Annotated in this window: 20 protein-coding genes; 11 read left to right on the forward strand and 9 right to left on the reverse strand. The window is 63.4% G+C overall.

What is annotated here, in order from left to right; genetic code table 11:
* Positions 1–158: 158 nt before the first annotated feature.
* Genes exbB through GQO94_RS09545 form a run of 7 tightly spaced genes read left to right on the forward strand, consistent with a single transcriptional unit; the run spans position 159 to position 6,127 of the window.
* A complete protein-coding gene (gene exbB / locus GQO94_RS09515; protein WP_156840924.1) occupies positions 159–938 on the forward strand; it encodes a tonB-system energizer ExbB in 780 nt (259 codons plus the stop codon).
* A 21-nt stretch (positions 939–959) separates the two neighbouring features.
* The gene (exbD, locus tag GQO94_RS09520) at positions 960–1,385 is read left to right on the forward strand and encodes a TonB system transport protein ExbD (protein ID WP_156840925.1); all 426 of its coding nucleotides are present in this window, start codon (positions 960–962) and stop codon (positions 1,383–1,385) included.
* Positions 1,385–2,128, forward strand: coding sequence for an energy transducer TonB (locus GQO94_RS09525; RefSeq protein ID WP_156840926.1), 744 nt, complete (start codon positions 1,385–1,387; stop codon positions 2,126–2,128). Before exbD ends, GQO94_RS09525 begins: the two co-directional genes overlap by 1 nt.
* A gap of 12 nt (positions 2,129–2,140) precedes the next feature.
* A complete protein-coding gene (locus tag GQO94_RS09530; protein WP_156840927.1) occupies positions 2,141–4,477 on the forward strand; it encodes a TonB-dependent receptor in 2,337 nt (778 codons plus the stop codon).
* Between the two features lie 54 nt (positions 4,478–4,531).
* Positions 4,532–5,215: a Fe2+-dependent dioxygenase gene (locus tag GQO94_RS09535; RefSeq protein WP_156840928.1), complete on the forward strand. Its 684-nt coding sequence runs from the start codon at positions 4,532–4,534 to the stop codon at positions 5,213–5,215.
* Complete coding sequence (locus tag GQO94_RS09540) at positions 5,212–5,817, forward strand: ferric reductase-like transmembrane domain-containing protein (protein WP_156840929.1); 606 nt, start codon at positions 5,212–5,214, stop codon at positions 5,815–5,817. Before GQO94_RS09535 ends, GQO94_RS09540 begins: the two co-directional genes overlap by 4 nt.
* On the forward strand, positions 5,801–6,127 hold the full coding sequence (locus GQO94_RS09545; protein WP_156840930.1) for a PepSY domain-containing protein: 327 nt from the start codon (positions 5,801–5,803) through the stop codon (positions 6,125–6,127). The genes GQO94_RS09540 and GQO94_RS09545 overlap by 17 nt, the downstream gene beginning before the upstream one ends.
* A 69-nt stretch (positions 6,128–6,196) precedes the next feature.
* Here the strand turns inward: GQO94_RS09545 and GQO94_RS09550 are convergent, their stop codons facing one another.
* From GQO94_RS09550 to GQO94_RS09570, 6 genes are all read right to left on the reverse strand, one after another.
* Entirely contained in the window at positions 6,197–8,662 is a 2,466-nt protein-coding gene (locus GQO94_RS09550; RefSeq protein WP_232332856.1) for a PhoX family protein, read from the reverse strand.
* Positions 8,663–8,776: 114 nt separating this feature from the next.
* A complete protein-coding gene (paoC, locus tag GQO94_RS09555) occupies positions 8,777–10,963 on the reverse strand; it encodes an aldehyde oxidoreductase molybdenum-binding subunit PaoC (RefSeq protein WP_156840932.1) in 2,187 nt (728 codons plus the stop codon).
* Positions 10,964–10,965: 2 nt separating this feature from the next.
* Positions 10,966–11,919, reverse strand: coding sequence for an FAD binding domain-containing protein (locus GQO94_RS09560; RefSeq protein ID WP_156840933.1), 954 nt, complete (start codon positions 11,917–11,919; stop codon positions 10,966–10,968).
* Entirely contained in the window at positions 11,916–12,554 is a 639-nt protein-coding gene (gene paoA / locus GQO94_RS09565) for an aldehyde dehydrogenase iron-sulfur subunit PaoA (protein WP_156840934.1), read from the reverse strand. Before paoA ends, GQO94_RS09560 begins: the two co-directional genes overlap by 4 nt.
* Before the next feature lie 118 nt (positions 12,555–12,672).
* On the reverse strand, positions 12,673–12,801 hold the full coding sequence (locus tag GQO94_RS21255) for a hypothetical protein (RefSeq protein WP_269748752.1): 129 nt from the start codon (positions 12,799–12,801) through the stop codon (positions 12,673–12,675).
* Complete coding sequence (locus GQO94_RS09570) at positions 12,794–13,645, reverse strand: SDR family oxidoreductase (RefSeq protein ID WP_156840935.1); 852 nt, start codon at positions 13,643–13,645, stop codon at positions 12,794–12,796. Before GQO94_RS09570 ends, GQO94_RS21255 begins: the two co-directional genes overlap by 8 nt.
* Before the next feature lie 204 nt (positions 13,646–13,849).
* Here GQO94_RS09570 and GQO94_RS09575 point away from each other — a divergent pair, with 204 nt between their 5' ends.
* Positions 13,850–15,970, forward strand: a complete 2,121-nt coding sequence (locus GQO94_RS09575) for a catalase (protein ID WP_408636611.1) — start codon at positions 13,850–13,852, stop codon at positions 15,968–15,970.
* 97 nt (positions 15,971–16,067) lie between these two features.
* Here GQO94_RS09575 and fumC read toward each other — a convergent pair whose 3' ends face one another.
* Complete coding sequence (gene fumC, locus GQO94_RS09580) at positions 16,068–17,456, reverse strand: class II fumarate hydratase (RefSeq protein WP_156840936.1); 1,389 nt, start codon at positions 17,454–17,456, stop codon at positions 16,068–16,070.
* A 112-nt stretch (positions 17,457–17,568) separates the two neighbouring features.
* Between fumC and GQO94_RS09585 the strand changes: the two genes are divergently transcribed.
* Entirely contained in the window at positions 17,569–17,739 is a 171-nt protein-coding gene (locus GQO94_RS09585; RefSeq protein ID WP_156840937.1) for a hypothetical protein, read from the forward strand.
* Between the two features lie 59 nt (positions 17,740–17,798).
* On the opposite strand, the gene GQO94_RS09590 is transcribed toward GQO94_RS09585, so the two are convergent.
* Both GQO94_RS09590 and GQO94_RS09595 read right to left on the reverse strand, forming a co-directional pair.
* Positions 17,799–18,167 (reverse strand): response regulator, encoded by a 369-nt coding sequence (locus tag GQO94_RS09590; RefSeq protein ID WP_156840938.1) that lies wholly within the window; start codon positions 18,165–18,167, stop codon positions 17,799–17,801.
* 39 nt (positions 18,168–18,206) lie between these two features.
* Positions 18,207–21,800: a PAS domain S-box protein gene (locus GQO94_RS09595; protein WP_232332858.1), complete on the reverse strand. Its 3,594-nt coding sequence runs from the start codon at positions 21,798–21,800 to the stop codon at positions 18,207–18,209.
* A gap of 258 nt (positions 21,801–22,058) precedes the next feature.
* Between GQO94_RS09595 and GQO94_RS09600 the strand changes: the two genes are divergently transcribed.
* On the forward strand, positions 22,059–23,450 hold the full coding sequence (locus tag GQO94_RS09600) for an alpha,alpha-trehalose-phosphate synthase (UDP-forming) (protein WP_156840940.1): 1,392 nt from the start codon (positions 22,059–22,061) through the stop codon (positions 23,448–23,450).
* A gap of 91 nt (positions 23,451–23,541) precedes the next feature.
* Positions 23,542–24,150, forward strand: coding sequence for a flavodoxin family protein (locus GQO94_RS09605; RefSeq protein ID WP_156840941.1), 609 nt, complete (start codon positions 23,542–23,544; stop codon positions 24,148–24,150).
* The last annotated feature ends 84 nt before the right edge of the window (positions 24,151–24,234 follow it).

A 24,234-nucleotide genomic window follows, 5' to 3' on the forward strand; every position in this document is an offset into this window, starting at 1 on the left:
CCCCCACAGGGCATCGAGGCGCCTGTTCAGTTCTACGGCACTCGATCTGAGCAGCCCAAATTGTTGCAATTTGTTATGCGAATCATTTGCAATTAGGATTATCGGTGCTATCCGCTCTCCCTGCTAATGCGAGCTATTCGCGATAAGGGGTTGGCAAGATGAGTAAGAAGCGCGGTACCGTTATGGCATTTATGGCGGCAGGCCTCGCTGTCGCTGCCTCGCCTTTGCCCGCCACAGCCATGCCCACCGGCCTTCCCACGCAGCTTTCCGTGCCAGGAATGTTTCTGCAAGCCGACTGGATTGTGAAGCTCGTGATCATCGGGCTGGCGATCGCCTCGATCGCGACCTGGACGATCTTCATCGCCAAAACGCTCGAACTGCGCCGCGCCGTGGCGCAGCAACGCGACATGCGCGAGCAGCTGCGCGCGGCTCGGACGCTCGAAGCCGCCCAGGCGCAGACCGAACTGAAGAGCCCGTTCCTCAACGCCGCCGTGTCCGAGCTGCGCTTGTCCAGTGATGCGCTGCACGATGCGGATGGGGTCAAGGAGCGCGTCGCCACCCAGTTCTCGCGGCTCGAAGCCGATTCCGCCCGCGCCATGACCAAAGGCGTGAACGTGCTGGCGACGATCGGGGCCACGGCTCCCTTCGTCGGCCTGTTCGGTACCGTCTGGGGCATCATGAACAGCTTCATCGGTATTGCCGAGAAGCAGACGACCAACCTCGCGGTCGTGGCGCCCGGCATTGCCGAAGCGCTTCTCGCCACCGCGATCGGCCTCGTCGCCGCGATCCCCGCCGTGGTCATCTACAATCATTTCTCGCGCCAGGTCGCAGCCTACCGCGCGCTGGTCTCGGACTGTTCGGCGGCGATCATCAACCTCGTCTCACGCGATCTTTCGCGCGGCATGGCGAAGCCGTCGCAGCGCCAGCTGAACGACTGAGCCGGAGCGAGGAGCGGGGCCATGGCATTCCATTTCACGTCCGGCGACGACGCCGAACTGCCGGTCAATCACGACATCAACGTCACGCCGTTCATCGATGTCATGCTGGTGCTGCTGATCATCTTCATGGTCGCCGCGCCCCTGGCGACGGTCGATACCAAGGTCGATCTGCCCGTCTCGAACGCGGCGCCGTCGACGAAGCCGGAACAGCCGGTGTTCCTGACGGTCAAGGCCGATGGCGGTTTGCTGGTGAACGAGGATCCGGTGGCTCGATCCGGCATCGGGCCGGCCGTGGAAGCCGCGACCGGCGGGGATCGTGAGCAGCGCGTGTACCTGAGCGCCGATCGCACGGTCGCTTACGAAGACCTCATGGACGCCATGAACGGGCTGCGTTCGGCAGGCTATCTTCACGTCGCACTGGTCGGTGCCGAGGGCGGCAACCGGTGATGAACGCGGCTCATCCCCACGATCAGGCCGAGCGGCGGCGTTGGCTGCTGGCGCTGGGAACGGCTGGTGTCGCGCATCTTGCAGCAGTCGCGTTTCTCATGCCCTTCGGAAGGGCACCCGAGCCACCGGTGCCCGAACCCGTGGTCCTTCTCGAACTGCCGCCAGAGGCAGCGGCGGCCCCTTCGGTGCAGCAGCAAGCCACGCAACCGCAGCCCGAAACGCCGCTGCCCCAAGTCGTTACGCCACGCCTCGACGTGCCTGACGTGCGAGCGCCGCTGCCCAGAGACGCGGTCGCGCTCCCACCACCGCCGCCGCCGCTTCCGGCCCGCGCGCCGCGCGCCGCGCCGGTTGTCGCGACGAACCCGGCCCCCACTCCGATCGCGGTTGCGCCGGCGGGAGCTGGCACGGGCACGAGCCAGACCGCGGGGAACGATCCCAAGGCCAAGGCGCAGGAGGCCGATTACTTCGCGCTCGTCAGCGCGCATCTCAATCGCAAGAAGCGCTATCCGACCGAGGCCAAGAAGGCCCGGCAGCAGGGCGTCGTGACCATTCGCTTCACGGTCGCGCGGGACGGCACGGTTTCCGGAATTTCGGTCAAGCGCAGCAGTGGCCACGAGCTGCTCGATGCCGCAACCATGGACTTGCTGCAGCGGGTTTCGCCGCTGCCAAAGTTTCCGTCGTCGATGAAGCGCGACAGCGTCACGCTGTCATTGCCGATCGATTACTCGCTTAAAACCAGCTGAAAAGGAACAGAAATGTCGAATACCAGGGGGGAACTGCGCCCATTGAGCCTGCGCCGGGGTGGCGTGGCCATGGCCGCCGGCATCGTCGCATCGACGATCGCCATGCCGGCGGTCGCGCAGGACTCGGGAGAGATCGAGCTCGATACGCTGCGGATCGAAGACCGCGCCGCCGACGTCAATCCGAACGCCGAGCCGGGGGCTCCTTACAAGGCGCGGACTTCGGGCGACATGCGTCTGACCCGGCCGATCGCCGAATTGCCGCAAGTCATCACGGTCCTGACGGAATCGCAGATCGACGATTCCGGGTACTATGATCTTGCACGCATCCTCGATGCGCAGCCGGGCATCACGGTGGGCACCGGTGAGAACGGCAATGCCTTCGGTGATCGCTACATCATTCGCGGCCAGGAAGCGCGCAGCGACGTGTTCGTCGATGGTCTGCGAGATCCCGGCATGACCACGCGCGAAAGCTTCGCGGTCGATCAGATCGAGATTTCCAAGGGGCCGAACTCCACCTTCGCCGGGCGCGGCACTGCGGGCGGTGCAGTCAACCTCATCACCAAGCAGGCGACGACCGACTACGATTTCACCAAGGCCAGCATCGGCCTGGGCGAAGACCGGTTCGTGCGCGCGACTCTGGATGCCAATTTCGTGGTGAGCGATCAGCTCGCCGTGCGGGCCAACGTGCTCTACGGCTACACCAAGATCCCGGATCGCGGCCCCGCGGATCGTGATCGCAAGGGGCTGGCCGTGTCTGCCACTTATACCCCCACCGACGCGATCGACCTGACGGTGGACTATTACGGCCTGCGCGCCGAGGATAACGCCGATCTGGGCGATTACCTCAGCGGCGATGCCGGCACCGGTGATCGCCGCCCGGTCCGCACGCCGGTCTACGCGCAGAAGCAGGATTTCCAGAAGTCCGACGTCGACGTCTTCACCGGACGTCTCAACTGGCAGCTTTCGGACAACATCCGGCTGAGCAATCGCATTCGTTACGGCATGTCGGACAACGGATACGTCGTCACCGGTGCGCGGGGGACGACGACCGACGAGAGTGACCCCAATGGGGCGTACGAGACGATCTCCCTCTCGACGCATCAGGGCTGGCAGGACGTGGATTATTTCGCGAACCAGGCGAACCTGCATATTGAAAGCGAGACCGGAGGTGGCCGCAACGACCTGATCGTCGGCGTGGAGTACACCGACCACAAGGTCCGCAATGGCGTCTACGATATCGACAATACCGGCGCGACGAATTGCATTGTGCCCGGTCGGCGCGGCACTTCCGCCGGCTATTGCGCGATCACTCCCGATGGCGAGGTGGTTGGCGGGCTGCGTACCTTGTTCGGCCGTGAAATCACGCGTGGCCGGTTCGACCAGAAATGGCACATGGAAACCATCTCGGCCTACGTCATGGACACCTTCGACCTGACCGAAGCCTTGACCGTGTTCGGCGGCGTCCGGTTCGATCATTTCAGCTTTGATCTGGGCCTGCAGGGAGGTGATCTCTCGATCAGGAACTACGACTATTCCGACGAATTCTGGAACGGCCACCTGGGCGTGACGTACGAATTCGCCGAAGGCGCGATGGTCTACGCCTCGGCTGCTACTTCGGCGGACGTGAATTGCGGCGAATCCGATGTCGGCACCAATTCCGGCTATGGCGGCTGCCTCGTGATCGATGAACAGATCGGCGGCGGCAAGCCGGAACGGTCGGTCAATCTCGAGCTGGGCACCAAGCTCAACCTGTTCGACGAGAAGTTCCTGCTGACCGCGGCAGTCTTCCAGATCACCAAGGACGACGTGCTGGAATCGGTGGGCAGCGGCTACGATCCGAGCGGTACCGGCAATTCCGGCAAGAACCGCGTGCGGGGCTTCGAGCTGGGCCTTGCCGGCAATATCACGCAACAGTGGTCGGTGTTCGGCGGGATTACGGTCATGGATGCCGAGATCCTCAAGTCTGCCTCGAACCCCGAAAACGTCGGCAAGACGCTTTCGAACTTCGCCGACTTCCAGGCGCAGTTCCAGACCCGCCTTCAGGCGACGGAACAGTTCGCGCTCGGCTTCGCGGTCAAGCACAAGAGCAAGCGCTACGGCGGACAGCCCGATACCGCGCCGGGCTTCAACACCCGCGATGACGGCAGCTACTACTATAGCCAGCCGGTGCCCGCCTACACGGTCGGGGACATCTTCGCCGAATACCGGTTCAATCGGAACATCGATTTCCGGCTCAACGTGAACAACATCACCAATGAGACCTACTATCTGGCGGGTTACCGCAGCGGCTCGTTCCTGTATCTGGGCGACGCGCGGCAGATCGTGGGAACCTTGAACCTTCGGTTCTGATCAGAAATGTGCGGCACGGAGAGCCTCCGTGCCGCACTTCGGGTGAATGACATCATGATGATCGTGATCGACAATCTGCTGACCAAGGGCGAGGTCGCGCAATTTCGCCAAAGCCTCGCTCCGGATGGCTGGGCAGATGGCGCAGCGTCAGCGGGGACGCGCTCGATCGCGGTGAAGCAGAACCTGCAGCTCGGCCGGGACAATCCGGTGGCGAAGGACTTTGGCAACCGGATCCTCGGCAAGCTCGGGCGTCATCCCTTGTTCGTCTCGGCATCGCTTGCGGAGAAGATCTGGCCGCCGGTGTTCAACTGCTACCGCGACGGCGGCCACTACGGCACCCACAGCGACGCGGCGCTGATGCGCCTGCCGGAAGCCGGCCTCACCATCCGTAGCGACCTTTCGGCCACCCTCTTTCTGTCGGAGCCGGACGAATACGAGGGCGGCGAACTGGTGGTCGAGGAACAGTTCGGTGCTCAGCAGGTCAAGCTCGCGGCGGGAAGTATGGTACTTTACCCCTCTTCGAGCCTGCACCAGGTCGCGCCGGTGACGCGGGGCGAACGCATTTGCGCGATTACCTGGATCCAGAGTGCAGTCGCCGATACCACGGCGCGCAGTCTGCTGTTCGATCTCGACCAGTCGATCCAGTCGCTCACGGCCGGACGTGCCAAGGACGATGCCGATGTCGATCGGCTGATCCACGTCTATCACAACCTGCTCAGACGCTGGGCGCAGGTATGACGAGCCGGGCGGGCCCGATCTCGCTCAAGCCGCTGGTCTGGCTTGCTCTGGCCTTGCCCGCGCTCGATATCGCCCGGCAGTTCTGGTTCGACGATGCCCTGCTCATGGATTTGCTCGCGCCGTCGGGGGAGTGGTCCGTCCGGCTGCTGATCCTTGCCCTGCTGCCCGGGCCGCTCGCGATAGTGTTGAACCCCGGGCCCGTATTGCGCGCCTGGATCGCGTTGCGCCGCAACATCGGGGTAGCGGCGTTCTGCTATGGGCTGCTCCATCTCGCGATCTATTGCGCCGACATGCGGTTTCTGGCCGCGATCATTGACGAGCTGTCGCTCACCGCGATCTGGACCGGCTGGCTCGCGCTGCTGCTTCTCGCGATCCCGGCGGCGATCAGCTTCGATAGGGCTATGCGTGTGTTAGGTGCTCGCTGGAAGACGCTGCAGCGGTCCGCGTATGGCGCTTTCGCATTGGGCCTCGTCCACTGGCTGCTGCTCGAATGGTCCTGGCTGCCAGTGCTAGTTCAGGTGGGGCCGCTACTTGCGGTCTGGTGCCTGCGTCTGTCTCGTTCGTCGCGCTTCAAAGGAGTTTCCCATGTTTCGTTTCCGTAAGTCCGCCATGGTTCTGGCCGCGATCGGTTCCTGTGCCGCGTTCTCGGCCCCCGCTTACGCCGATGGCGATGTCGTTTGCGGCGCGGGTCCCAAGGAAAGCTGGAAGCCGGTCAAGGCGCTGAAGAAGCAAGCCTGGCTCGAAGGCTGGGAACTGCTCAAGACGCAGGTCGAGGGCGATTGCTACGAAGTCTATGCGCGGACCGAGCAGGGCCAGGCGATCGAGGCCTTCTTCCACCCGGTGACCTTGAAGAAGCTCGTCGTCTTCCGCCGCGGCCAGGAAATTTATAGAGCGCCCGGCTTCAAGGGCTGACGCAGACAGGCAAAAAAGGCCGGGATCGCGTAAGCGAGCCCGGCCCTTTTTATCAGACGCTGCGATCGATCAGAGGCCGATAACCCCGCCATCGTCCTTGGTGATGATCGCCACCGCCGAGCGCGGGCGGCCCGAGTTGGTGCCGCTCTGGCTCTGCGGCCAGTGGCTGGACGGCGCATTCGCTTCGCCGTCCTCACCGGGGTGCTGAATGCCGACGAACAGCGTGCGGCCATCGGGCGTCGTATCCACGCCGGTGATTTCGCACTCGCTCGGACCGGTCAGGAACCGCCGCAGATTGGTGCCCGTGGCCGCAGTCCCGACGATCGTGGCCTGCTGCGCCGTCGCACCATCGGCATTTTTGTTGGTGATCGTCTTCGCGCCGCCGTCGCCGACTTGGCCCGGCATGGCCGCGAGCATCTGGTTGTGCGTCCGGTCGGTGAAGGCGCCGTCGTCGGTCTGGATCCACAGCAGCGGCGAAGCCGCGCCCGCGGCGTTGGACTTGCGCGAGAACCACAGGCCGTCCGGGCTCGAGAAGTCGTTGCTGGCATCGAGACCCGAGAGGTTGACGTTGGCCGGATCGGCATCGGCGGAATCGGCCCCGAACAGGTAGATGTCCCAGGCGAAGGCGGTCGCGGCGTTGCTGTCGCCATTCTCGCGCAGACGGATGATGTGGCCGTTGGGGTTGCCGAAGCTGGTCGAGCCCCCGTTGATCTTGGGATCGCCGTAGTGGCGCGGGTTGGCCGCATCGGTCCCGCCCAGCGGACGGTTGGAGGCGTTGTTGTTGGTGAGCGTGAGATAGACTTCGCCATTGGCCGGATTGACCGCGGTCCATTCGGGCCGGTCCATGGGGGTCGCTCCCATGGCATCTGCGGCAAGGCGCGTGTTGACGAGAATGTCCGCCTGGCTGGCAAACTGGTATTCGGGAGCGTCGCCTACGGCCGGACGGTTCGGCACTTGTCCGAAGACCAGCGGCAGCCAGCGGCCGGTGCCGTTCGCATCGAACCGCGCGACATAGAGCGTGCCGTTGTCGAGATACTTGTCGCCCATCGCCAGCCGGTCGGCCGACTGCGCGTCGGCCGCGCTCCACGAAGCGTTAGAGACGTACTTGTAGAGGTATTCGCGGCGCGAATCGTCGCCCATGTAGACCACGACCTTCTGGCCCTCGATCAAGCGGCCGACCCAGGCACCTTCGTGGCCGAAACGACCAAGCGCGGTGCGCTTGCGCGGAGTCGAGCCCGGATCATAAGGATCGATCTCCAGCACCCAGCCGAACTTGTTGGGCTCGTTGCGGTAATCCTGGAGGGCCGACGTGCCGACCGCGCGCGCGTCCCAACGGCGGAAGATCGGATCGTTACCCGCGCTTGACCAGGCGTAGTTGCCCGAGCCGCTGTTGACGCCGTAGCGACGCAGCGCCGTCAGCTCGCGTTCGGTGCGGTTGGCATTGTCGGTGCCGTCGCCCGAGTTGTCGCGCCGGAAATAGCCGGCCCAGTTCTCTTCGCAAGTGAGCAGCGTGGCCCAGCCGGTCACGCCGTTGGCGCAGTTGTTGATCGTGCCGGTGCCGGTGTTGCCTTGCGGCGCGGCGACCGTCTTGAGGAAATCGGAGCCGGCGACGGGGCCCTTGAAGGCGACCGGGGTATTGGGCGTGATGCGGCGATTGAAGGCGCTGTCCTGCTTGTAGCTCCAATTGCGATCGCCCGCGTCCGCATATTCGGTGACGCTGACACCGTGCGCCTCGATTTCCTTGATCGCTTCGCTGACCGGGCGCGGCACGGGGGAGGGGCCGTTGGGGTGCAGATACTGGACGTTGAGGTTTTCGTGGTTTTGCACCAGCAGCCCGCGGTTCGAGCTCGTGTCGTCGCGCGCGGCGCTGGCGTTGAGGCCGAAGTAATGCAGCGCATCGCCGTGATCGCCGATCCGCTGGGCGAAGTTGGTGTCGGTGCCGTCGTTGGCATAGGCCGGGACGCCGGCCGCGATCGGATCGCCCAGGCGCGTGCCGATCGCCACGCTATAGCCGGCGGGCACGGTCACCACGTCGGCCATGTTCTTGGCGACGGCCGTAAAGCCGAGCGCGGCAGGCGAAACCGTGACCTTGGTGGTCGCCGAGGTGGTTTCGCTATCCGAATCGGTGGCGGAGAACTCGAACGTGAGGTCGGTCGCCGCCGTCACGCTGGGCGCGATGAAGGTCACGGCATTGCCGTTGGTCCCGCTCAGTTCGACATCGGGGCCGCCGGTCTGCTTCCATCCCGACGTGACGATCTCATCGTCGTCGGTCGCGGTACCCGTAAGCGTGACAACTTTGCCCGAAGTGGTCGCGGCGGCCTCGCCGGCGGAGACCACCGGGGCATCGTTGTCGTCGCCGCAGGCGGCGAGCAGCGACGTGCCGAAGAACGCCATCGCGCTGGCGGCGACGCCACCGAACAGGGTCTGTCGGCGCGAATAACGCTCATCCACGATGCTCGAAAGATCGCGGTTTTGCGTCAGGTTGGTATCGATATCGCCGTCGCTATAGCCGGCTTCGTATGTCAATTCGCCCACAGTAAGGCCCCCGGGTTTTGTCAAACTCGGAGGCCTCATATGATGCGTGTGTGACGTTCCTTGGGAGGAACGATGACGGTTGTCGGACAATGCCCCAATTCAGGGGCTCGGCGGTCAGGCGACCGCGGGCATTTCCGACAAGTACTTTTCGAGCGTCAGCGGATAGTCCCGGATGCGAATACCCGTGGCGTTGTAGATGGCGTTGGCGATCGCGGAGCCAGGACCGCAAATGCCAAGCTCGCCGACGCCCTTCGCCTTCATCGGTGTCACGATGTCGTCGAGGGTATCGAGGAACACGACGTCCTGAGTCGGAATATCGGCGTGAACCGGCACTTCGTATCCGGCGAGGTCGTGGTTGACGAAGAAGCCGAAGCGCGGGTCGACCGCCAGTTCCTCCATCAGCGCCGCGCCGGCCGACATGACCATCGCACCGATGACCTGGCTACGCGCCGACAGCGGATTGAGAATCCGGCCCGCATCGCACACCGACAGCATCCGCCGGATGCGCGTGACGCCGGTATAGGCATCCACTCCGACTTCGACGAAGTGGCCCGCATAAGTGCCGACGTCGTAATCGTCCTTGAAATCGCCGTAGGTCATCTCGCCATCGGCGGACAGCGCGCCGGCTTCGGTCAGCTTGTAGGACCGGTTGCCGCTGCGGATGCTGCCGTCTTCGAACGTGGCGGCGTCGGCATCGAAGCCCAGCTTCTCACCGATCGCGCGGCGCAAGTTGACGCAGGCGGCATAGACACCCGCCGTCGAACTCGCCGCGCCCCACTGGCCGCCGGATCCGGACGACTTGGGATACCGCGAATCGCCCAGTTCGACCTTCACCTGATCGAGCGAAACGCCCATCGTCTCGGCCGCGGTTTGGGCGATGATGGTGTAGCTGCCGGTGCCGATGTCGGTCATGTCAGTCTCGACCGTGATCCGGCCATCCGCATCCAGCTTGACATGCGCCCCGGACGCTTCGGTCGGACCCGCGCGGTAACCAGCGGCGACACCCATGCCGATCAACCAGCGGCCGTCGCGCATGCTTCCCGGCGTCTTCGAGCGACGCGACCAGCCGAACCGTTCGGCCCCTTCGCGCAGGCAGCGCACGAGATTGCGGTCAGAGAATTTCTTCTCGGGCGAACCCGGCACCATCTTCGGCTCGTTGACGATGCGCAGTTCGACCGGGTCCATGCCGAGCTTTTCGGCCAGTTCGTCCATCGCCACTTCGAGCGCCAGATGGCCCACCGCTTCGCCCGGCGCGCGCATGGCATTGCCTTCGGGCAGATCGAGCGTCGCGACGTAGTTCGCGGTCAGGCGATTGGCCCCGGCATAGAGCTTGGGCGTCTGCAGCGTTGCGTCCTCGCCGTTCTTGCCGTTCTGGTTGCCCGACCAGTTCTCGTGCGAGATCGCGGTGATCTTTCCGTCCTTCTCGGCGCCGATGCGAATGTGCTGGATCGTGGCGTGGCGGTGCGTCGTGTTGTTGGCGATGAGCGGGCGCTGCAGCGCGATCTTGACGGGCCGCCCCGCCTTCTTCGCCGCGAGCGCAGCCATCACCGCATCGGCGCGAATGAACAGCTTTCCGCCGAAGCCGCCGCCGATGAACGGGGAATCGATACGCACGTTGGCGGGGTCGATGCCGAGGATCTTGCCCATGCTCTGCTTGGCCCAGGCGACCATCTGGTTCGATGTCAGCAGAGTGAGCTTGTCGCCCTCCCAGGCCGCGATCGTCGCATGCGGTTCCATCATCGCATGGCTCTCGTCCGGCGTGGTATAGCGCGCATCCAGCTTCACCGGCGCTGCGGCGAAGGCGGCATCGAAATCGCCCAGCGTCGACTTACTGTCGTCTCCTTTCGCGAGCGGCGCGTCGGGCGCGACTTTTGCCAGATCGAACGCGCCTTGCGACCGATCGTAGGTCGTTCGGATAAGGCTGGCGGCGTAGCGGGCCTGCTCGAAGGTCTCGGCGACCACGCAGGCGATTGCCTGATGATAATGTGCGATCTCCGGCCCACCGAACAGTGGCGCATTGTTAGCGATACCCTTGCCGACCGGCTTGGTGTCCGGGGCGGAGACGATCGCGATTACGCCGGGCGCGCTCTGCGCGTCAGAAACGTCCATCGAGGCGATCAGCCCCTTTGCGATCGCCGATCCGACGACCCAGCCATAAGCCTGGTTCGCCATGTCATGCCGTTCGTAGGCATAGGGCGCTTGCCCCGTCGTCTTGAGCGGACCGTCGATGCGCGGCGTCGACTTGCCGACGATCTGCGAACGGTCAAACAGGTTCGAACCTGCGGGTGCTTCGAACTTCATGGTTATGCGTTCCTCGCTTCGGCCAGGACGCCGGCGAGCGCGCGCTCCGCCAGAGCGATCTTGAACCGGTTCTCTTCGGTGGGGCGGGCATCGGCGAAGGCGCGCGCAATCACGGCCTTGGCACCTTGGCCCAGCGCCGCATCGGCGGCTTCGACACGCCACGGCTTGGGCGCGACGCCGCCGAAGGCGACACGTCCGCTGCCATCGTCCTGGATCACCGCCGCGACTGAAACCAGCGCGAATGCATAGGACGCGCGGTCGCGCACCTTGTGATAGAAATGGCGACCGCCGGGCGGCTTGGGCAGCCAGACCGCCGTGATCAGCTCACCGGTTTCGAGCACGTTGTCCTGTTCCGGATGATCCCCGGGCAAACGGTGGAAGTCTGCCAGCGCGATCGATCGGGTCGAGCCATCGGCCTTCATCGTCTCGACCACGGCATCGAGCACGCGCATGCCCACCGCCATGTCGCCGGGATAGGTCGCGATGCACTTGTCGGACGAACCGATCACGGCAAGCTGACGCGAATAGCCCTGCAGCGCGGCGCAGCCCGAACCCGGATCGCGCTTGTTGCACGCCATGTTGGTGTCGTAGAAATACGAGCACCGGGTACGCTGCAGCAGGTTCCCGCCTGTCGTCGCCTTGTTGCGAAGCTGGCCGGACGCACCCGCCTGGATTGCACGCGTCAGCACCGGATAGTCCTTGCGGACGCGCTCGTCCGCGGACAGCGCCGTATTGCTGACGAGCGCGCCGATCCTGAGGCCGCCGTCCTTCGTCTTCTCGATCTTGTCGAGGCCGGTGTCCTGAATGTCGACGATGTGCGCCGGGGTTTCGATCTGCAGCTTCATCAGGTCGAGCAGGTTGGTGCCGCCCGCCAGGAACATCGCATCGTCGCGGCTGCCGACGGCTTTTACGGCCTCGGCAACGCTTCCGGCGCGCTGATACGTGAAAGGTCTCATGCCTTGCCTCCCGCCACTTCGGCCATCGCATCGGCGATGTTCGAATAGGCTCCGCAGCGGCAGATGTTGCCGCTCATGCGTTCGCGCATCTCCATGTTGGTGGGGCGCATGCGCGAAGTGAGATCGCCGGTGACGTGGCTTGGAATGTTGGCCTCAATTTCCTTCAGCACCGAAACGGCCGAGCAGATCTGGCCCGGCGTGCAATAGCCGCACTGATAGCCGTCGTGCTTGACGAAGGCGGCCTGCATCGGATGCAGATCGTCAGGCATGCCCAGGCCTTCGATCGTGGTGACCTCATCGCCCTGGTGCTGCATCGCCAGGCTGAGGCACGAGTTGATCCGCTCCCCATTGACGATGACGGTGCACGCGCCGCACTGGCCGTGATCGCAGCCTTTCTTCGTGCCCGTCAGCTTCAAATGCTCGCGCAGGGCATCGAGCAGCGTGGTACGGGTATCGAGCTTCAGGTCGGCTTTCTTGCCGTTGACGGTGAAACTAACCGGCATGGTCGGCGGGGGAGAGGCTTTGGCGGGCGTCTGAGCTCGGCTCGACATCGGTACTCCAGTGTAGGCGGCGGAAGCGGCGCCGGCAATCAGCATGCCGCGGCGAGAAATTGGCAGTTTGCCAGTGGTTTGCATGATCCGGCGATAGTCCCTGTTAGCAAATGGAAGGCAGAGCAAGCTGAGCGTACTTAGTGAGTGAGCCCCGAAGTCAGCAATTGCCTTATGTGCCATGTGGGGGCGCGCCTTTCCAAGATCAATCGGGTGCAGGATCGATCGCGCAAAGGCCGTTGCCGCGAATGTTCGGGAATGGGGCGCGGATGGTCGTATCCGCCTGGCGCCCGGCCAGACGGCAAACGCCTGCCGCGCCCGTCTCGTCAGCCATTCACGACGATCCCGCCATTGGGGTGAAGCACCTGGCCCGACATGTAACTGGCGTCCTCGCACGCGAGGAACAGGAACGAAGGGGCCACTTCGTTGGGCTGGCCGGCCCGGCCGATCGGCGTGCCTTCGCCGAAGTGCTCGACCTTTTCCTGACTGGCGCCACCGCAGGGGTTGAGCGGGCTCCAGATCGGCCCCGGTGCCACCGCGTTCACGCGGATTCCGTCGCTGATCAGGTTCTCGGACAGCGACCGCGTGAAAGCGGTGATGGCGCCCTTGGTCGCACTGTAATCGAGCAAGTTCTTGCTGCCCTTGTACATCGTGACGCTGGTGCAATTGATGATCGCGGAGCCTTCCTCGAGATGAGGGCGTACGGCCTGCACGAGATAGAACATGCCGAAGATATTGGTCTGAAAGGTGCGCTCGAGCTGCTCTTCGGTGATGTCCGTGATGTCTTCGTCCGGATGCTGTTCCCCTGCGTTGTTGACGAGGATATCGATCCGCCCGAACGCCTCGAGGGTCTGCTCGGCGATGCGCTCGCACATCTTCTTCGATCCGACGTCGGCCTTGATCAGAATGGCCGCGCTGCCTTCCCCTTCGACGATGCGCTTGGTCTCGTTCGCGTCGTCATCCTCGAGCAAGTAGACGATCGCGACCTTAGCGCCTTCGCGCGCGTAAAGCGCGGCGACGGCTCTGCCGATGCCGCTGTCCGCGCCGGTTATGATGGCGACTTTGCCCTTGAGCCGATCCGAGCCCGGATAACGCGGTTGCCATTCGGGCTTCGGCTCCAGGGCGCTCTCGTGTCCGGGCAGCGAATCCTCATGGATCATTTCGGCGGTGTCGGTCATCTGAAGGTCTCCTTTTGAAGATCCAACGACAAAGCCGGTCAAAAGGTTCGCCAAAAGTTCGCATCAAGCGTCCCGCGAGCCAGCGAACTTGACCTGCGTTAATCCGTTCCGAAGCCGTTCTCAGTTGAGCGCGCATGCGGCACTGTTGAGCCCAAAGAGCTGAAGGCCGGCAAACAATTCCGCCTCGGCGAGACTTTCGTCTGCATCCCTACCCGCGTTTCAAAGGATTGCGAATTGGCCGACTTCGAACTGTCGAAAGGTGGTGCCAACCACCAGAAGCCGAAAGGCAAAGACGACATCATGACGACGGCACAGGGAGCCCCTGTCGCCGATGACCAGAACTGGCTCAAGGCAGGCGCCCGCGGGCCGTCCCTGCTCGAAGACCACATTGCGCGCGAGAAGATCTTTCACTTCGATCACGAACGGATCCCCGAACGCGTGGTGCACGCGCGCGGCTATGGCGTCCACGGCACGTTCGAACTGACAGATCCGGTCCCCGAACTGACCTGTGCCGCCCCGCTCACGGGGGCCAAGGGGAAGAAGACGCCGGCATTCGTGCGGTTCTCGACCGTGGCCGGCAACAAGGGCTCGCCCGATCTGGCGCGCGACGTGCGTGGCTTCGCGGTCAAGCTCTACACCGAGGAAGGCAACTGGGACATCGTCGGCAACAACATCCCGGTGTTCTTCATCCAGGATGCCATCAAGTTTCCCGACCTGATCCACTCCGCAAAGGCCGCGCCCGATCGCGGTTTTCCGCAGGCGCAGACGGCTCACGACAACTTCTGGGATTTCGTCAGCCTTTCGCCGGAATCGATGAACATGATCATGTGGATCATGTCGGACCGCACCATTCCGCGCTCGCTGCGCTTCATGGAAGGCTTTGGTGTCCACACCTTTCGACTGATAAATGCCGAGGGTGAAGTGAAGTTCGTCAAGTTCCACTGGAAGCCGCGGCTAGGGATGCAGTCGGTCGTTTGGAACGAGGCGCTCAAAATCAACGGCATGGACCCCGACTTCCACCGCCGCGACATGTGGGACTCGATCGACGCCGGCGATTTCCCGCAGTGGGATCTGGGTCTGCAGGTGTTCGACGAAGAGTTTGCCGAAAAGTTCGAATTCGACGTGCTCGATGCCACCAAGATCATCCCCGAAGAGCAAGTGCCGATCCGTATCGTCGGCACGCTGACGCTCGATGCCAACGTCGAGAATTTCTTCGCCGAGACCGAGCAGGTGGCCTTCTGCACTTCGAACGTGGTTCCCGGAATCGATTTTTCCGAAGATCCGCTGCTTCAAGGGCGCAACTTCAGCTATCTCGATACCCAGCTGAAGCGCCTCGGCGGGCCGAACTTCACACATATCCCCATCAACGCGCCGAAATGTCCCGTCCGTCACTTCCAGCAGGACGGGCACATGGCGATGCAGAATCCCAAGGGTCGCGTGAACTACGAGCCCAATTCCTGGGGTTCGGGCGAGGGTGCGGAAGCGGATCGCGGACCGCGTGCATGCCCGATGAACGGGTTCTCGTCCGCTCCGGTTGCCGTCTCCGGCGAGAAGGTGCGCGTGCGCAGCGAGACCTTTGCCGATCACTACAGCCAGGCGCGGCAGTTCTACATTTCGCAGAACCTTGTCGAGCAGACGCACATGGCCAATGCGCTGACGTTCGAGTTGTCGAAGGTCCAGCGTATGGACATTCGCAAGCGGATGATCGGCCATCTGCGGCACATCGACGAAGGGCTCGCCCAGGAGGTGTGCGACGGCATCGGGCTTCCCAAACTGCCCGACAAGGTGCCGGCCGCTCGCGAACCGATCACCGATCTGCCGGAGAGCCCGGCGCTGTCGATCCTGCGCAACGGGCCCGGCACTTTCAAAGGCCGCAAGCTCGGGATCTACGTGGCGGAAGGGGCAGACGCGAAGATCGTGTCGCAGCTCAAGGACGCCGCGACCGAGGCCGGGGCGATGGTCGAGATCATCGCGCCGCACATTGCGGGAGCCAAGCTCTCCGACGGATCGATGCTCGAAGCCGACGAGAAGATTGATGGCGGACCTTCGGTGGTCTACGATGCGGTCGCCGTGGTCATGAGCGAGGCCTCGGCGAGCCGGTACAGCACTGACAAGCCCAGCACCGACTTCGTCAACGATGCCTTCGCGCATGCCAAGTTCATCGGCTACGTGCCCGAGGTCGAAGCCCTGTTCGACAATGCGGGTGTCTGGAGCCGGCGCGATGATGGCATGATCGACCTCTCCGGTTCGCAAGGTGCGAAGGGGTTCATCGAGAAGTGCGCCGATCTGCGCTTCTGGGACCGCGAAGAGGTCAAGCAGGACTGACGCTGCCAGCGCACGTGATCTGATGAGCAGGGCCTCGGTCGCATAACGCGATCGGGGCCCGGTTTCGCATTGGAGCCTTGCAATTCTCCCGCGGCGATCAGCGGCCGATCATGTCTTCCGGACGTACCAGAGCGTCAAACTGGTCCCCGTCGATTAGGCCGCTCTCGAGCGCGGCCTCGCGTAGAGTCGAGCCGGTCTCGCGGGCGCGCTTGGCGATCTTCGCCGCGGCGTCGTAGCCAATCTCGGGCGCCAGAGCCGTCACCAGCATGAGCGATCGTTCGAGGCCCGCCGCGATCATGTCGCGGCGCGGTTCGAGGCCGTCGAGCAGATTGGTGCAGAAGCTGTCGCAGGCATCGGTCAGCAAGGCGATCGACTGCAATACGTTGTACGCCATCACTGGGCGGTAGACGTTGAGCTCGAACTGGCCTTGGCTCGCCACGAAAGTGATGGTGGCGTGATTGCCGAAAACTTGGGCGCAGACCTGCGTCATCGCTTCGCACTGCGTCGGGTTGACCTTGCCCGGCATGATCGAGGAACCCGGCTCGTTGGCGGGAAGCGCGAGCTCGCCCAGCCCCGAACGGGGCCCCGAACCCAGAAACCGGATATCGTTGGCGATCTTGTAGAGCGAGGCCGCCAGGGTGTTCAGCGCGCCGTGACAGAACAGCAAAGCGTCCTGCGCTGCAAGAGCCTCGAACTTGTTCGGGGCGGTGACCAAGGGCAAACCGGTCGCTTCGGCCAAGGCCTCCGCCACGGCCTCCGCGAATCCCCCCGGAGCATTGAGGCCGGTGCCGACAGCTGTCCCGCCTTGCGCGATCTCGTGGAGACCGGGCAGGCTTGCTGCGATGCGCTCCAAGCCCTTTTCCACTTGCGCCGCGTAGCCTGAGAACTCCTGCCCGAGCGTCAGCGGCGTCGCATCCTGCGTATGAGTCCGGCCGATCTTCACGATATCGTCCCAGGCCTTGGACTTGTCGGCCAGCGCCTGCTGCAAGGCGGCAAGCGCCGGCGACAGACGGTCCCGCATCTCCAGCAAGGTCGCGATGTGGATTGCGGTGGGGACGGTGTCGTTCGACGACTGGCTGCGATTGACGTGATCGTTGGGATGGACCGGATCATACGTGCCAGCCTTCCCGCCCAGTGCGATGTTCGCCAGATTGGCAATCACCTCGTTGACGTTCATGTTGCTCTGGGTGCCGGACCCGGTCTGCCAGACGACCAGCGGGAATTGCGCGTCGTGGCGCCCGGCGATGATCTCGTCGGCGGCGGAGACGATCGCGTCGGCGATCCGGCCATCCAATGTGCCGATACGCCGGTTCACGCCCGCCGCGGCGCGCTTGATCTGCGCGATCGCGTGAACGACCGCGATCGGCATGCGTTCGCTGCCGATGCGGAAGTTCTCAAGCGAGCGTTGCGACTGTGCCCCCCAGAGCTTTTCGGACGGAACCTCGATTTCACCCATGGAGTCGCGTTCGGTGCGGGTCTCGGTCATCAAATGCTCCTCAATGAGATCAGCCAAGGCGGTAATCAGCCAGGCCTTCACCCGGGAACGTAAGCTGCGGTTCCGTCGTTGCTAGAGGAAGAACTGCACGGAGCGCTGCGACATGACGGATAAAGAAAATGCAAAGCTGGGCGAGGGTGGAGCATTGCAGAAGCGCTCCGTCGACGACAAGAGCGAGGATCCGGGCCTGCAGAAAGAAAGCCGGCAGGCGGTCAAGAATCAAAGCAAAGTGAAGCCCGGAGATTACCCGGACCGCGATCAGAATCCTGTTTGATCGGGGGCGGGAAGCGCGTAGGCTTCTTTGCGCTTAGGCTCTAGCTTTAGCGGTCAAAATTAGCCTCGACGCCGGCTCAACTCGTGCAGAGTCTTCTGCAAATCGCTGACATTGAAAGGCTTTTGCAGGCGCGGAACGTCGCTAGTGCCTTGTGCTTCCGCCCCGGTGGACAGGGCGTAGGGAATTCCCGACTTGTCCAGCGCTTCCAAAACCGGAGTTGCCGGTACGCCGCCCAGGTTCATATCAACCAGGGCGACATCGAAATTGGCCTGTTCACACGAGGCGAGCGCGGAAGCGAGATCGCCGCAGGGCCCAACCGGTAAACAGCCGAAGTCCTCGAGCATTTCTTCGAGCATCATCGCAATCAAGATCTCGTCCTCGACCACGAGGACCCGTAACTCATCCAAGGACACATTGCTTTCGCTCATGCGGCATCATCGCCAAGAATTGCGTGCGGTGCAATGGGATCAGTCCTCCAGAATGTCGCGGATGCGGTTGGCCAGCACGTCCATGGCGAACGGCTTGGTGATCATCGCCATGCCTTCCTCCAGAAATCCGGATGCGCGGGCGGCATTCTCGGCATAGCCGGTCATGAACAGCACTTTCAGGCCGGGCCGTTGTTCGAGGCCTGCTTCGGCCACCTGCTTTCCGTTGAGACCAGGCAAGCCGATATCGGTGACGAGAAGGTCGATGCGCGTCGGCGATTGCAGGATGGCGACTCCTTGCGGACCATCCTCCGCCTCGATGGCGCGGTAACCGAGCTCATCGAGCACTTCGAGGATCAGCCCGCGCACGACCGGCTCGTCTTCGACGACGAGGACGACTTCTCCATCTTCGGCGCCGCGCAGGTCCTCCCGCGCGGCAAGTCGAGTGCTCTCTTCACCGCCGCCGAGATAGCGCGGCAGGAAGAGCTTCACCGTGGTGCCCTGGCCCGGCTCGGAATAAATCCGCACGTAGCCTTCCGACTGCCGCGCGAAGCCGTAGATCATCGAGAGGCCCAGACCGGTCCCCTGGCCTGGTGGCTTGGTGGTGAAGAACGGCTCGATCGCGCGCGAAAGCGTCGTCTCGTCCATTCCCATCCCGGTATCGGTCACGCAGATGCACACGTATTGGCCCGGCGCGACCTCACGCGTCCTTGATGGGCTGCCATCGTCGAGGTGCGCGTTGCACGTCTCAACGGTCAGCCTGCCTCCATCGGGCATGGCATCGCGTGCATTGATCGCCAGGTTGATTACGGCGTTTTCGAGCTGGTTGGGATCGCACTTGGTGAGCCACAAGTCCTCGCACAGCACAAAGTCGATCGCGATCGTTTCACCCATCGTCCGGCGCAGCATGTCCTCGAGCGAGGAGACAAGGGGGTTGGCGCGCACCATGCGCGGATCGAGCGGCTGGCGCCGCGCGAAGGCGAGCAGCCGGTGCGTCAAGGCGGCTGCGCGCGCCGCGGACGTCTTCGCGCCTTCCAGCCAGCGTTCGATATCCTGCGCGCGACCCTGGCTGAGCCGCGTCTGCATCATGTCGAGGCTTCCCGAGATACCCTGAAGCAGATTGTTGAAGTCGTGGGCGATACCGCCAGTCAGTTGCCCGACCGCTTCCATCTTCTGGCTTTGTCGCAGCGCCTCCTCGATCGCTCGTTGATCGGTGATATCGCGGCCGACGGCATGGATGCGTTCGCTCGAGGGAACCGCGGTCCAGGACAGACGGCGGTACTCCCCGCTCTTCGTCCGGTATCGGTTTTCGAACGCGAGCGTGCGCGCGCCATCCGACAATTGCAAAACCTCGCGATCGGTACTGGTGCGATCGTCGGGATGCACGAAATTGCCGATCGGTTGCCCCAGCATTTCGCCTTCCGACCAGCCGAGCAGCCGCTGCGCCGAGGGATTGAGCGCGGTGATCCGACCATCGAAATCGCACACCAGCATCAGGTCCTGCGAGATCGACCAGAGCCGGTCGCGATCCTGCGCATAGCTCGCCTCGACCTGCTTCTGCGCTTCGATCTCGGTATTGGTACCGATCCATGCTGCGATCGAACCGCTTGCATCGATATGCGGAGTGGCGCGAGCCAAGTGCCAGCGATAGTTTCCTTCGCTATCGCGCAGACGCACTTCGGCCTCGAAAATCTCGCCCCCCGCGATGGCCTTTTGCCAGGACTGGGCCAGACGTTCGAGATCTTCGCGATGCACGAACCGCATCCAGGTCCTGCCGACCAGGCTGCCTAGCGGCATTCCGCAATAGTCGTGCGTGCTGTCGTTCAACCAGTCGATCGTACCATCGCCACGAGCGGTCCAGACATGGATCGGCATGTTGCGCGCCAGCATGCTGAATTGCGCTTCGCTCCGTTCCAGCGCACGCTGCGTGCGACGGCGCTCGGTAATGTCCTGAACGACGCCGATGAGCCTGATGGGGCGACCCTGCGCATCGTACTCGAACTCTGCCTTGCGCGAGAGGATACGCAGTTCGCCATCGTCGGCGCGGCGGATGCCAAATTCGACATCGAGTCCCGTTTCACCCCGCTCTCGCCGCTGTTGGTTCGAAACTTTGTCGCGATCACCGGGAATCACGAGTTGCTCGAGCCGTTCCACCGTCAGGGGCTCGCCAACCGTGACGCCGAAGATCCGGCACATCTCGTCGCTGGCTTTGATCGTGTTGTCCGCGATTTCGATCGAGAAAAGACCGACGCCGCCTGCTGCCTGTGCCCGACGCAGCTGGTCCTCGCTGCGCGCCAGCGCCTCACTGGCCTCGTGCTCCGCGGTGCGGTCTCGGATGACCTTGACGAAACCGATGGCCTTGCCGTCACCGTCGCGCAGCGGGGACATTTCGCTAAAGCCCCAAAAGCGGCGCCCGGATTTGCAGACGTGCCAGCGAGCATCCTGCGTGCGGCCCAGTTCGAGCGCTTCGCGACGCTTCGCGAGCGGGCGGCCCTCGTTCCTGTCCTCGTCGGTGAAAAACGTCGAGCTGGGTTGGCCAAGCATCTGGGCTTCGGTCCAGCCCAGAATCTGGGTGGCCCCGGCGTTCCATAACGTGATCCTGCCGTCGAGGTCCGTCGCGATGATGCCGAAATCCACCGCGCCGTCGAGGATCTGGCGGTGGTAGGCCTGTCGCTCGCTCAGGGTATTTTCGGCGGCGACGCGCTGGATGTGGGCCCAGGAGCGTTCGGTGACTTCGCTGATGACGGACAGTTCGTATTCGGACCATTGCCGCGGGACGCGGTCGTGAATGGCCATGAGCGCGACCAGCTTCCCCTGCCTGACGAGGGGCATGCAGATCGTCGCAGCGATGCCGATCGCCTGGAACGTCCGCGCTTCTTCCGGCGAGATCTCGATGCGATTGTCGTTGATGATGAGCGGGCGGCCCTCGTTCAGTTCGCGAATCGCGAGCGCGCCGAAATCCGCCAGCTGGTAATGGCCGACGATCGAGGGCGTGTACGGCCCGTGCCAGTTTCCTCGGATCGTGAAGCCTTGACCATCCTCGTCCATGTCCGCGTAAGCGCAGTTCGACACGTTGAGGTGCTCGGCGGTCAGCCGACACGTTGCCGCAAGAACGTCCTCGCCCTGGTTCAATCGCCCGACTTCGAGACTGATCGCATCGAGCAACCGCAATCGGCGCTCGCTGCGTTCGAGCGCTTCGCGCGCCTGCACCGCCTCAGTCGTCTCCACAACCAACGCAATTACACCGGCGGGCTTCCCATCATCGCCGAACACCGGCGAATAATCGAGGTTCATGCGAACCTGTTCGGGCTGGCCGTTGCGATGCAGGGTGAGCTCCTGGTCCCTGTAGCTCAGCGTTCCACCCGCCAGAACGACGCGCATCACATGGTCGTTGAAATCGGCAACCTCATCCCATCCCTCGCGGACAGCGGATCCCAACAGCCCGCTATCCCGCTCGCCTGCGACCAGGGAATAGCCGTCGTTGTAGATCATCGTGCCTTGTTCGCCCCACAGCAGCACCATCGGCATTGGACTGGCCAGCATGAACGCCACCGTATGAGTCAGGCTCGCGGGCCACTGGTCCATCGGTCCGACCGGGGTCGAAGCCCAGTCGAACTGCAGGATCCTTTTCGACATTTCGCTTTCGTGCCTGAAACAGGTGCTCAGGTTTTGCCCCATTTATCATCCCTGTCGGAGCGACGGTGCGACCGCGGCTGCTTCCCGCCGTGCAACGAGCGGTTGGGAACTTTGGTTCCCTTGCGATGTTTGCGTTAAAGTTTGTCCACGCGTACTGGCTCTCCGGGGTGTGACAGTCGCGCGAATAATCCGATTATCGTTGCAGCGCGGCGCAGGATCAGGTCCGCGCTCTGCACATACAAAGACAGGGGACGCAAGATGAGTGGCCGGCTCGTCGTTATTTCCAATCGTCTGCCGATGGGCGACAATCCCTCGGGCGGGCTCGTGGTCGCGCTCCACGATGCTTTGACCCAGTCGGGCGGATGCTGGATCGGCGCTCACCCCGAAACGGGGTCCGACAATGGCCAATTCGAACAGATCGAATCCGTCGGCTACAAGCGTCTCGCCTTCCGTCTGAGCGACCGCGAGTTCGAGCAGTACTATCTCGGCTATGCCAACTCGGTGCTCTGGCCGCTGTGCCATCGCCGGCCGGATCTCGTCTCGATCACTTCGGACGCATACCAATGCTATGAGGAGGTCAATCGCCGCGTCGCGCGAATGGTCGCGAGCGAGCTCGATCCGGACGACCTCGTCTGGGTGCACGACTATCATTTCATTCCGCTCGCGCGGGAATTGCGCGCGCTGGGCGTTGAGAATCGCATCGGGATGTTCCTGCACATTCCCTTCCCGGTTCTGGCGGACCTGTCGATCCTGCCCGATCCCGAGGAATTCGCCGACAACCTCGCGCATTACAATCTGATCGGTCTGCAGACACGGGGCGATGTCGCGCGCTGCCTGGAGATGTTTCGCGACGATCCCCGCGCGGAATTCATGACGGATGCCTCGATCAAGTTCCGCGATCGTCGCACCATGGTGCGCTCCTTCCCGATCGGCATCGACGTCGCGGGGTTCAAAGCCGATGCCGAGCAGGAGATGGAAGATCCGTTCGGCGCCAGCGGACCCGATCTGTTTGCCATCGGCGTCGACCGGCTCGACTACAGCAAGGGCCTGCCCAACCGGTTCCGCGCCTTCGGGCGTTATCTGGAGCTGCGACCGCCCGAGATGCGTCCCTGTCTGGTCCAGATCGCTCCGCCGACGAGACAGGAAGTGCGAGCCTATCAGGATATCACGGAGGAACTGCAGGGCCTGACCGGCCAGATCAACGGGCGCTTCGCTGAACTCGATTGGACGCCGATCCGGTTCATCAACCGCTCGGTGGATCGCTCGCGCCTCGCGCGGCTCTACCGCCAGGCGCGCAGCTGTCTCGTGACGTCTTTGGCGGACGGCATGAACCTTGTCGCCAAGGAATTCATTGCCGCGCAGGATCCGGCGGATCCCGGTGTGCTGATCCTGTCCCGCTTTGCCGGCGTGGCCGAGGACATGGTCGATGCGCTGCTGGTCAATCCTTACGATATCGACGACATGGCAAGGGCCATCGACCGCGCGTTCCAGATGCCGCTGGAGGAACGGCAGGAACGCCATCGCCGCTGTCTCGCCGTGGTCGAGAATAGCGATGTCGCGCATTGGTCCGCGAACTTCGTCCATGTCCTGCAGACCGAACCGCCTACGCGCGACTTTGTCTCTATCATGCAGTGGCACATCGCCAACTGATTTCGACCGGGGGAACCATTGCCCCCGGTCAGTCGTAGCTTCCACAAGGGTCGGGTGCCGTGGTCGCACCCTGACCGACGGGAGATTTTCTATGACTTTGCGCGCCATTCCCCTCAACTGCACGCTGAAGGCCGACCCTTCGCAAGCGTCTTCGACCGATGCAATGCTGGCGGTCCTCGGCAAATCCTTCGCCTCGAAAGGCGTCGAAGTATCGGAAGTCGTGCGCGTTGCCGCACTGCATATCCCGCCCGGAGTGACGTCGGATGAGGGAAAGGGCGACGAATGGCCGGCTCTGCGCAAGCGCATCCTCGATCACGACATCCTCATTCTCGGCGGTCCGATCTGGATGGGGCAAGTGGGCAGCGTCGCCAAGCGCGTGCTCGAGCGCATGGATGCGTTCCTGTCGGAAACCGACGATGCCGGCCGGATGCCGAGCTATGGCAAGGTCGCGGTGACCGCGATCGTCGGCAACGAGGATGGCGCGCACTTCAGCGCGGCGCAGATATTCCAGTCGCTGAACGATGTCGGCTGGACGATTCCGCCAGTGGCATCGTGCTACTGGGTCGGCGAAGCGATGGGATCGGTCGATTTCAAGGATCTCAAGAAGACACCCGACAAAGTGCAGCAGACCGCAGACATGGTGGCGAGCAATGCCGCGCACCTGGCGGAGTTACTGCAGACGTCGCCCTACCCCGGTTGAGGGCGGGAAGCAGCGGGGACGTTCTGTCCAAGCCTGAAAAAGGCGGCACCCAGCGGTGCCGCCTTTTTGCGTTCGGGCTTGCCG

This window comes from Novosphingobium aquimarinum, assembly GCF_009746585.1.
Lineage (GTDB): Bacteria > Pseudomonadota > Alphaproteobacteria > Sphingomonadales > Sphingomonadaceae > Novosphingobium > Novosphingobium aquimarinum.

Excerpts from the sequence above, each read along its gene's own strand:
- GQO94_RS09545 (WP_156840930.1), top strand. The coding sequence starts at position 5,801 with ATGTTTCGTTTCCGTAAGTCCGCCATGGTTCTGGCCGCGATCGGTTCC.
- GQO94_RS09540 (WP_156840929.1), top strand. The coding sequence starts at position 5,212 with ATGACGAGCCGGGCGGGCCCGATCTCGCTCAAGCCGCTGGTCTGGCTT.
- GQO94_RS09570 (WP_156840935.1), bottom strand. The coding sequence starts at position 13,645 with ATGACCGACACCGCCGAAATGATCCATGAGGATTCGCTGCCCGGACAC.
- GQO94_RS09530 (WP_156840927.1), top strand. The coding sequence starts at position 2,141 with ATGTCGAATACCAGGGGGGAACTGCGCCCATTGAGCCTGCGCCGGGGT.
- GQO94_RS09525 (WP_156840926.1), top strand. The coding sequence starts at position 1,385 with ATGAACGCGGCTCATCCCCACGATCAGGCCGAGCGGCGGCGTTGGCTG.
- fumC (WP_156840936.1), bottom strand. The coding sequence starts at position 17,456 with ATGACCGAGACCCGCACCGAACGCGACTCCATGGGTGAAATCGAGGTT.
- exbB (WP_156840924.1), top strand. The coding sequence starts at position 159 with ATGAGTAAGAAGCGCGGTACCGTTATGGCATTTATGGCGGCAGGCCTC.
- paoA (WP_156840934.1), bottom strand. The coding sequence starts at position 12,554 with ATGCAAACCACTGGCAAACTGCCAATTTCTCGCCGCGGCATGCTGATT.
- GQO94_RS09595 (WP_232332858.1), bottom strand. The coding sequence starts at position 21,800 with ATGTCGAAAAGGATCCTGCAGTTCGACTGGGCTTCGACCCCGGTCGGA.
- GQO94_RS09535 (WP_156840928.1), top strand. The coding sequence starts at position 4,532 with ATGATGATCGTGATCGACAATCTGCTGACCAAGGGCGAGGTCGCGCAA.
- GQO94_RS21255 (WP_269748752.1), bottom strand. The coding sequence starts at position 12,801 with ATGGCTGACGAGACGGGCGCGGCAGGCGTTTGCCGTCTGGCCGGGCGC.
- paoC (WP_156840932.1), bottom strand. The coding sequence starts at position 10,963 with ATGAAGTTCGAAGCACCCGCAGGTTCGAACCTGTTTGACCGTTCGCAG.
- exbD (WP_156840925.1), top strand. The coding sequence starts at position 960 with ATGGCATTCCATTTCACGTCCGGCGACGACGCCGAACTGCCGGTCAAT.
- GQO94_RS09600 (WP_156840940.1), top strand. The coding sequence starts at position 22,059 with ATGAGTGGCCGGCTCGTCGTTATTTCCAATCGTCTGCCGATGGGCGAC.
- GQO94_RS09585 (WP_156840937.1), top strand. The coding sequence starts at position 17,569 with ATGACGGATAAAGAAAATGCAAAGCTGGGCGAGGGTGGAGCATTGCAG.
- GQO94_RS09605 (WP_156840941.1), top strand. The coding sequence starts at position 23,542 with ATGACTTTGCGCGCCATTCCCCTCAACTGCACGCTGAAGGCCGACCCT.
- GQO94_RS09560 (WP_156840933.1), bottom strand. The coding sequence starts at position 11,919 with ATGAGACCTTTCACGTATCAGCGCGCCGGAAGCGTTGCCGAGGCCGTA.
- GQO94_RS09590 (WP_156840938.1), bottom strand. The coding sequence starts at position 18,167 with ATGAGCGAAAGCAATGTGTCCTTGGATGAGTTACGGGTCCTCGTGGTC.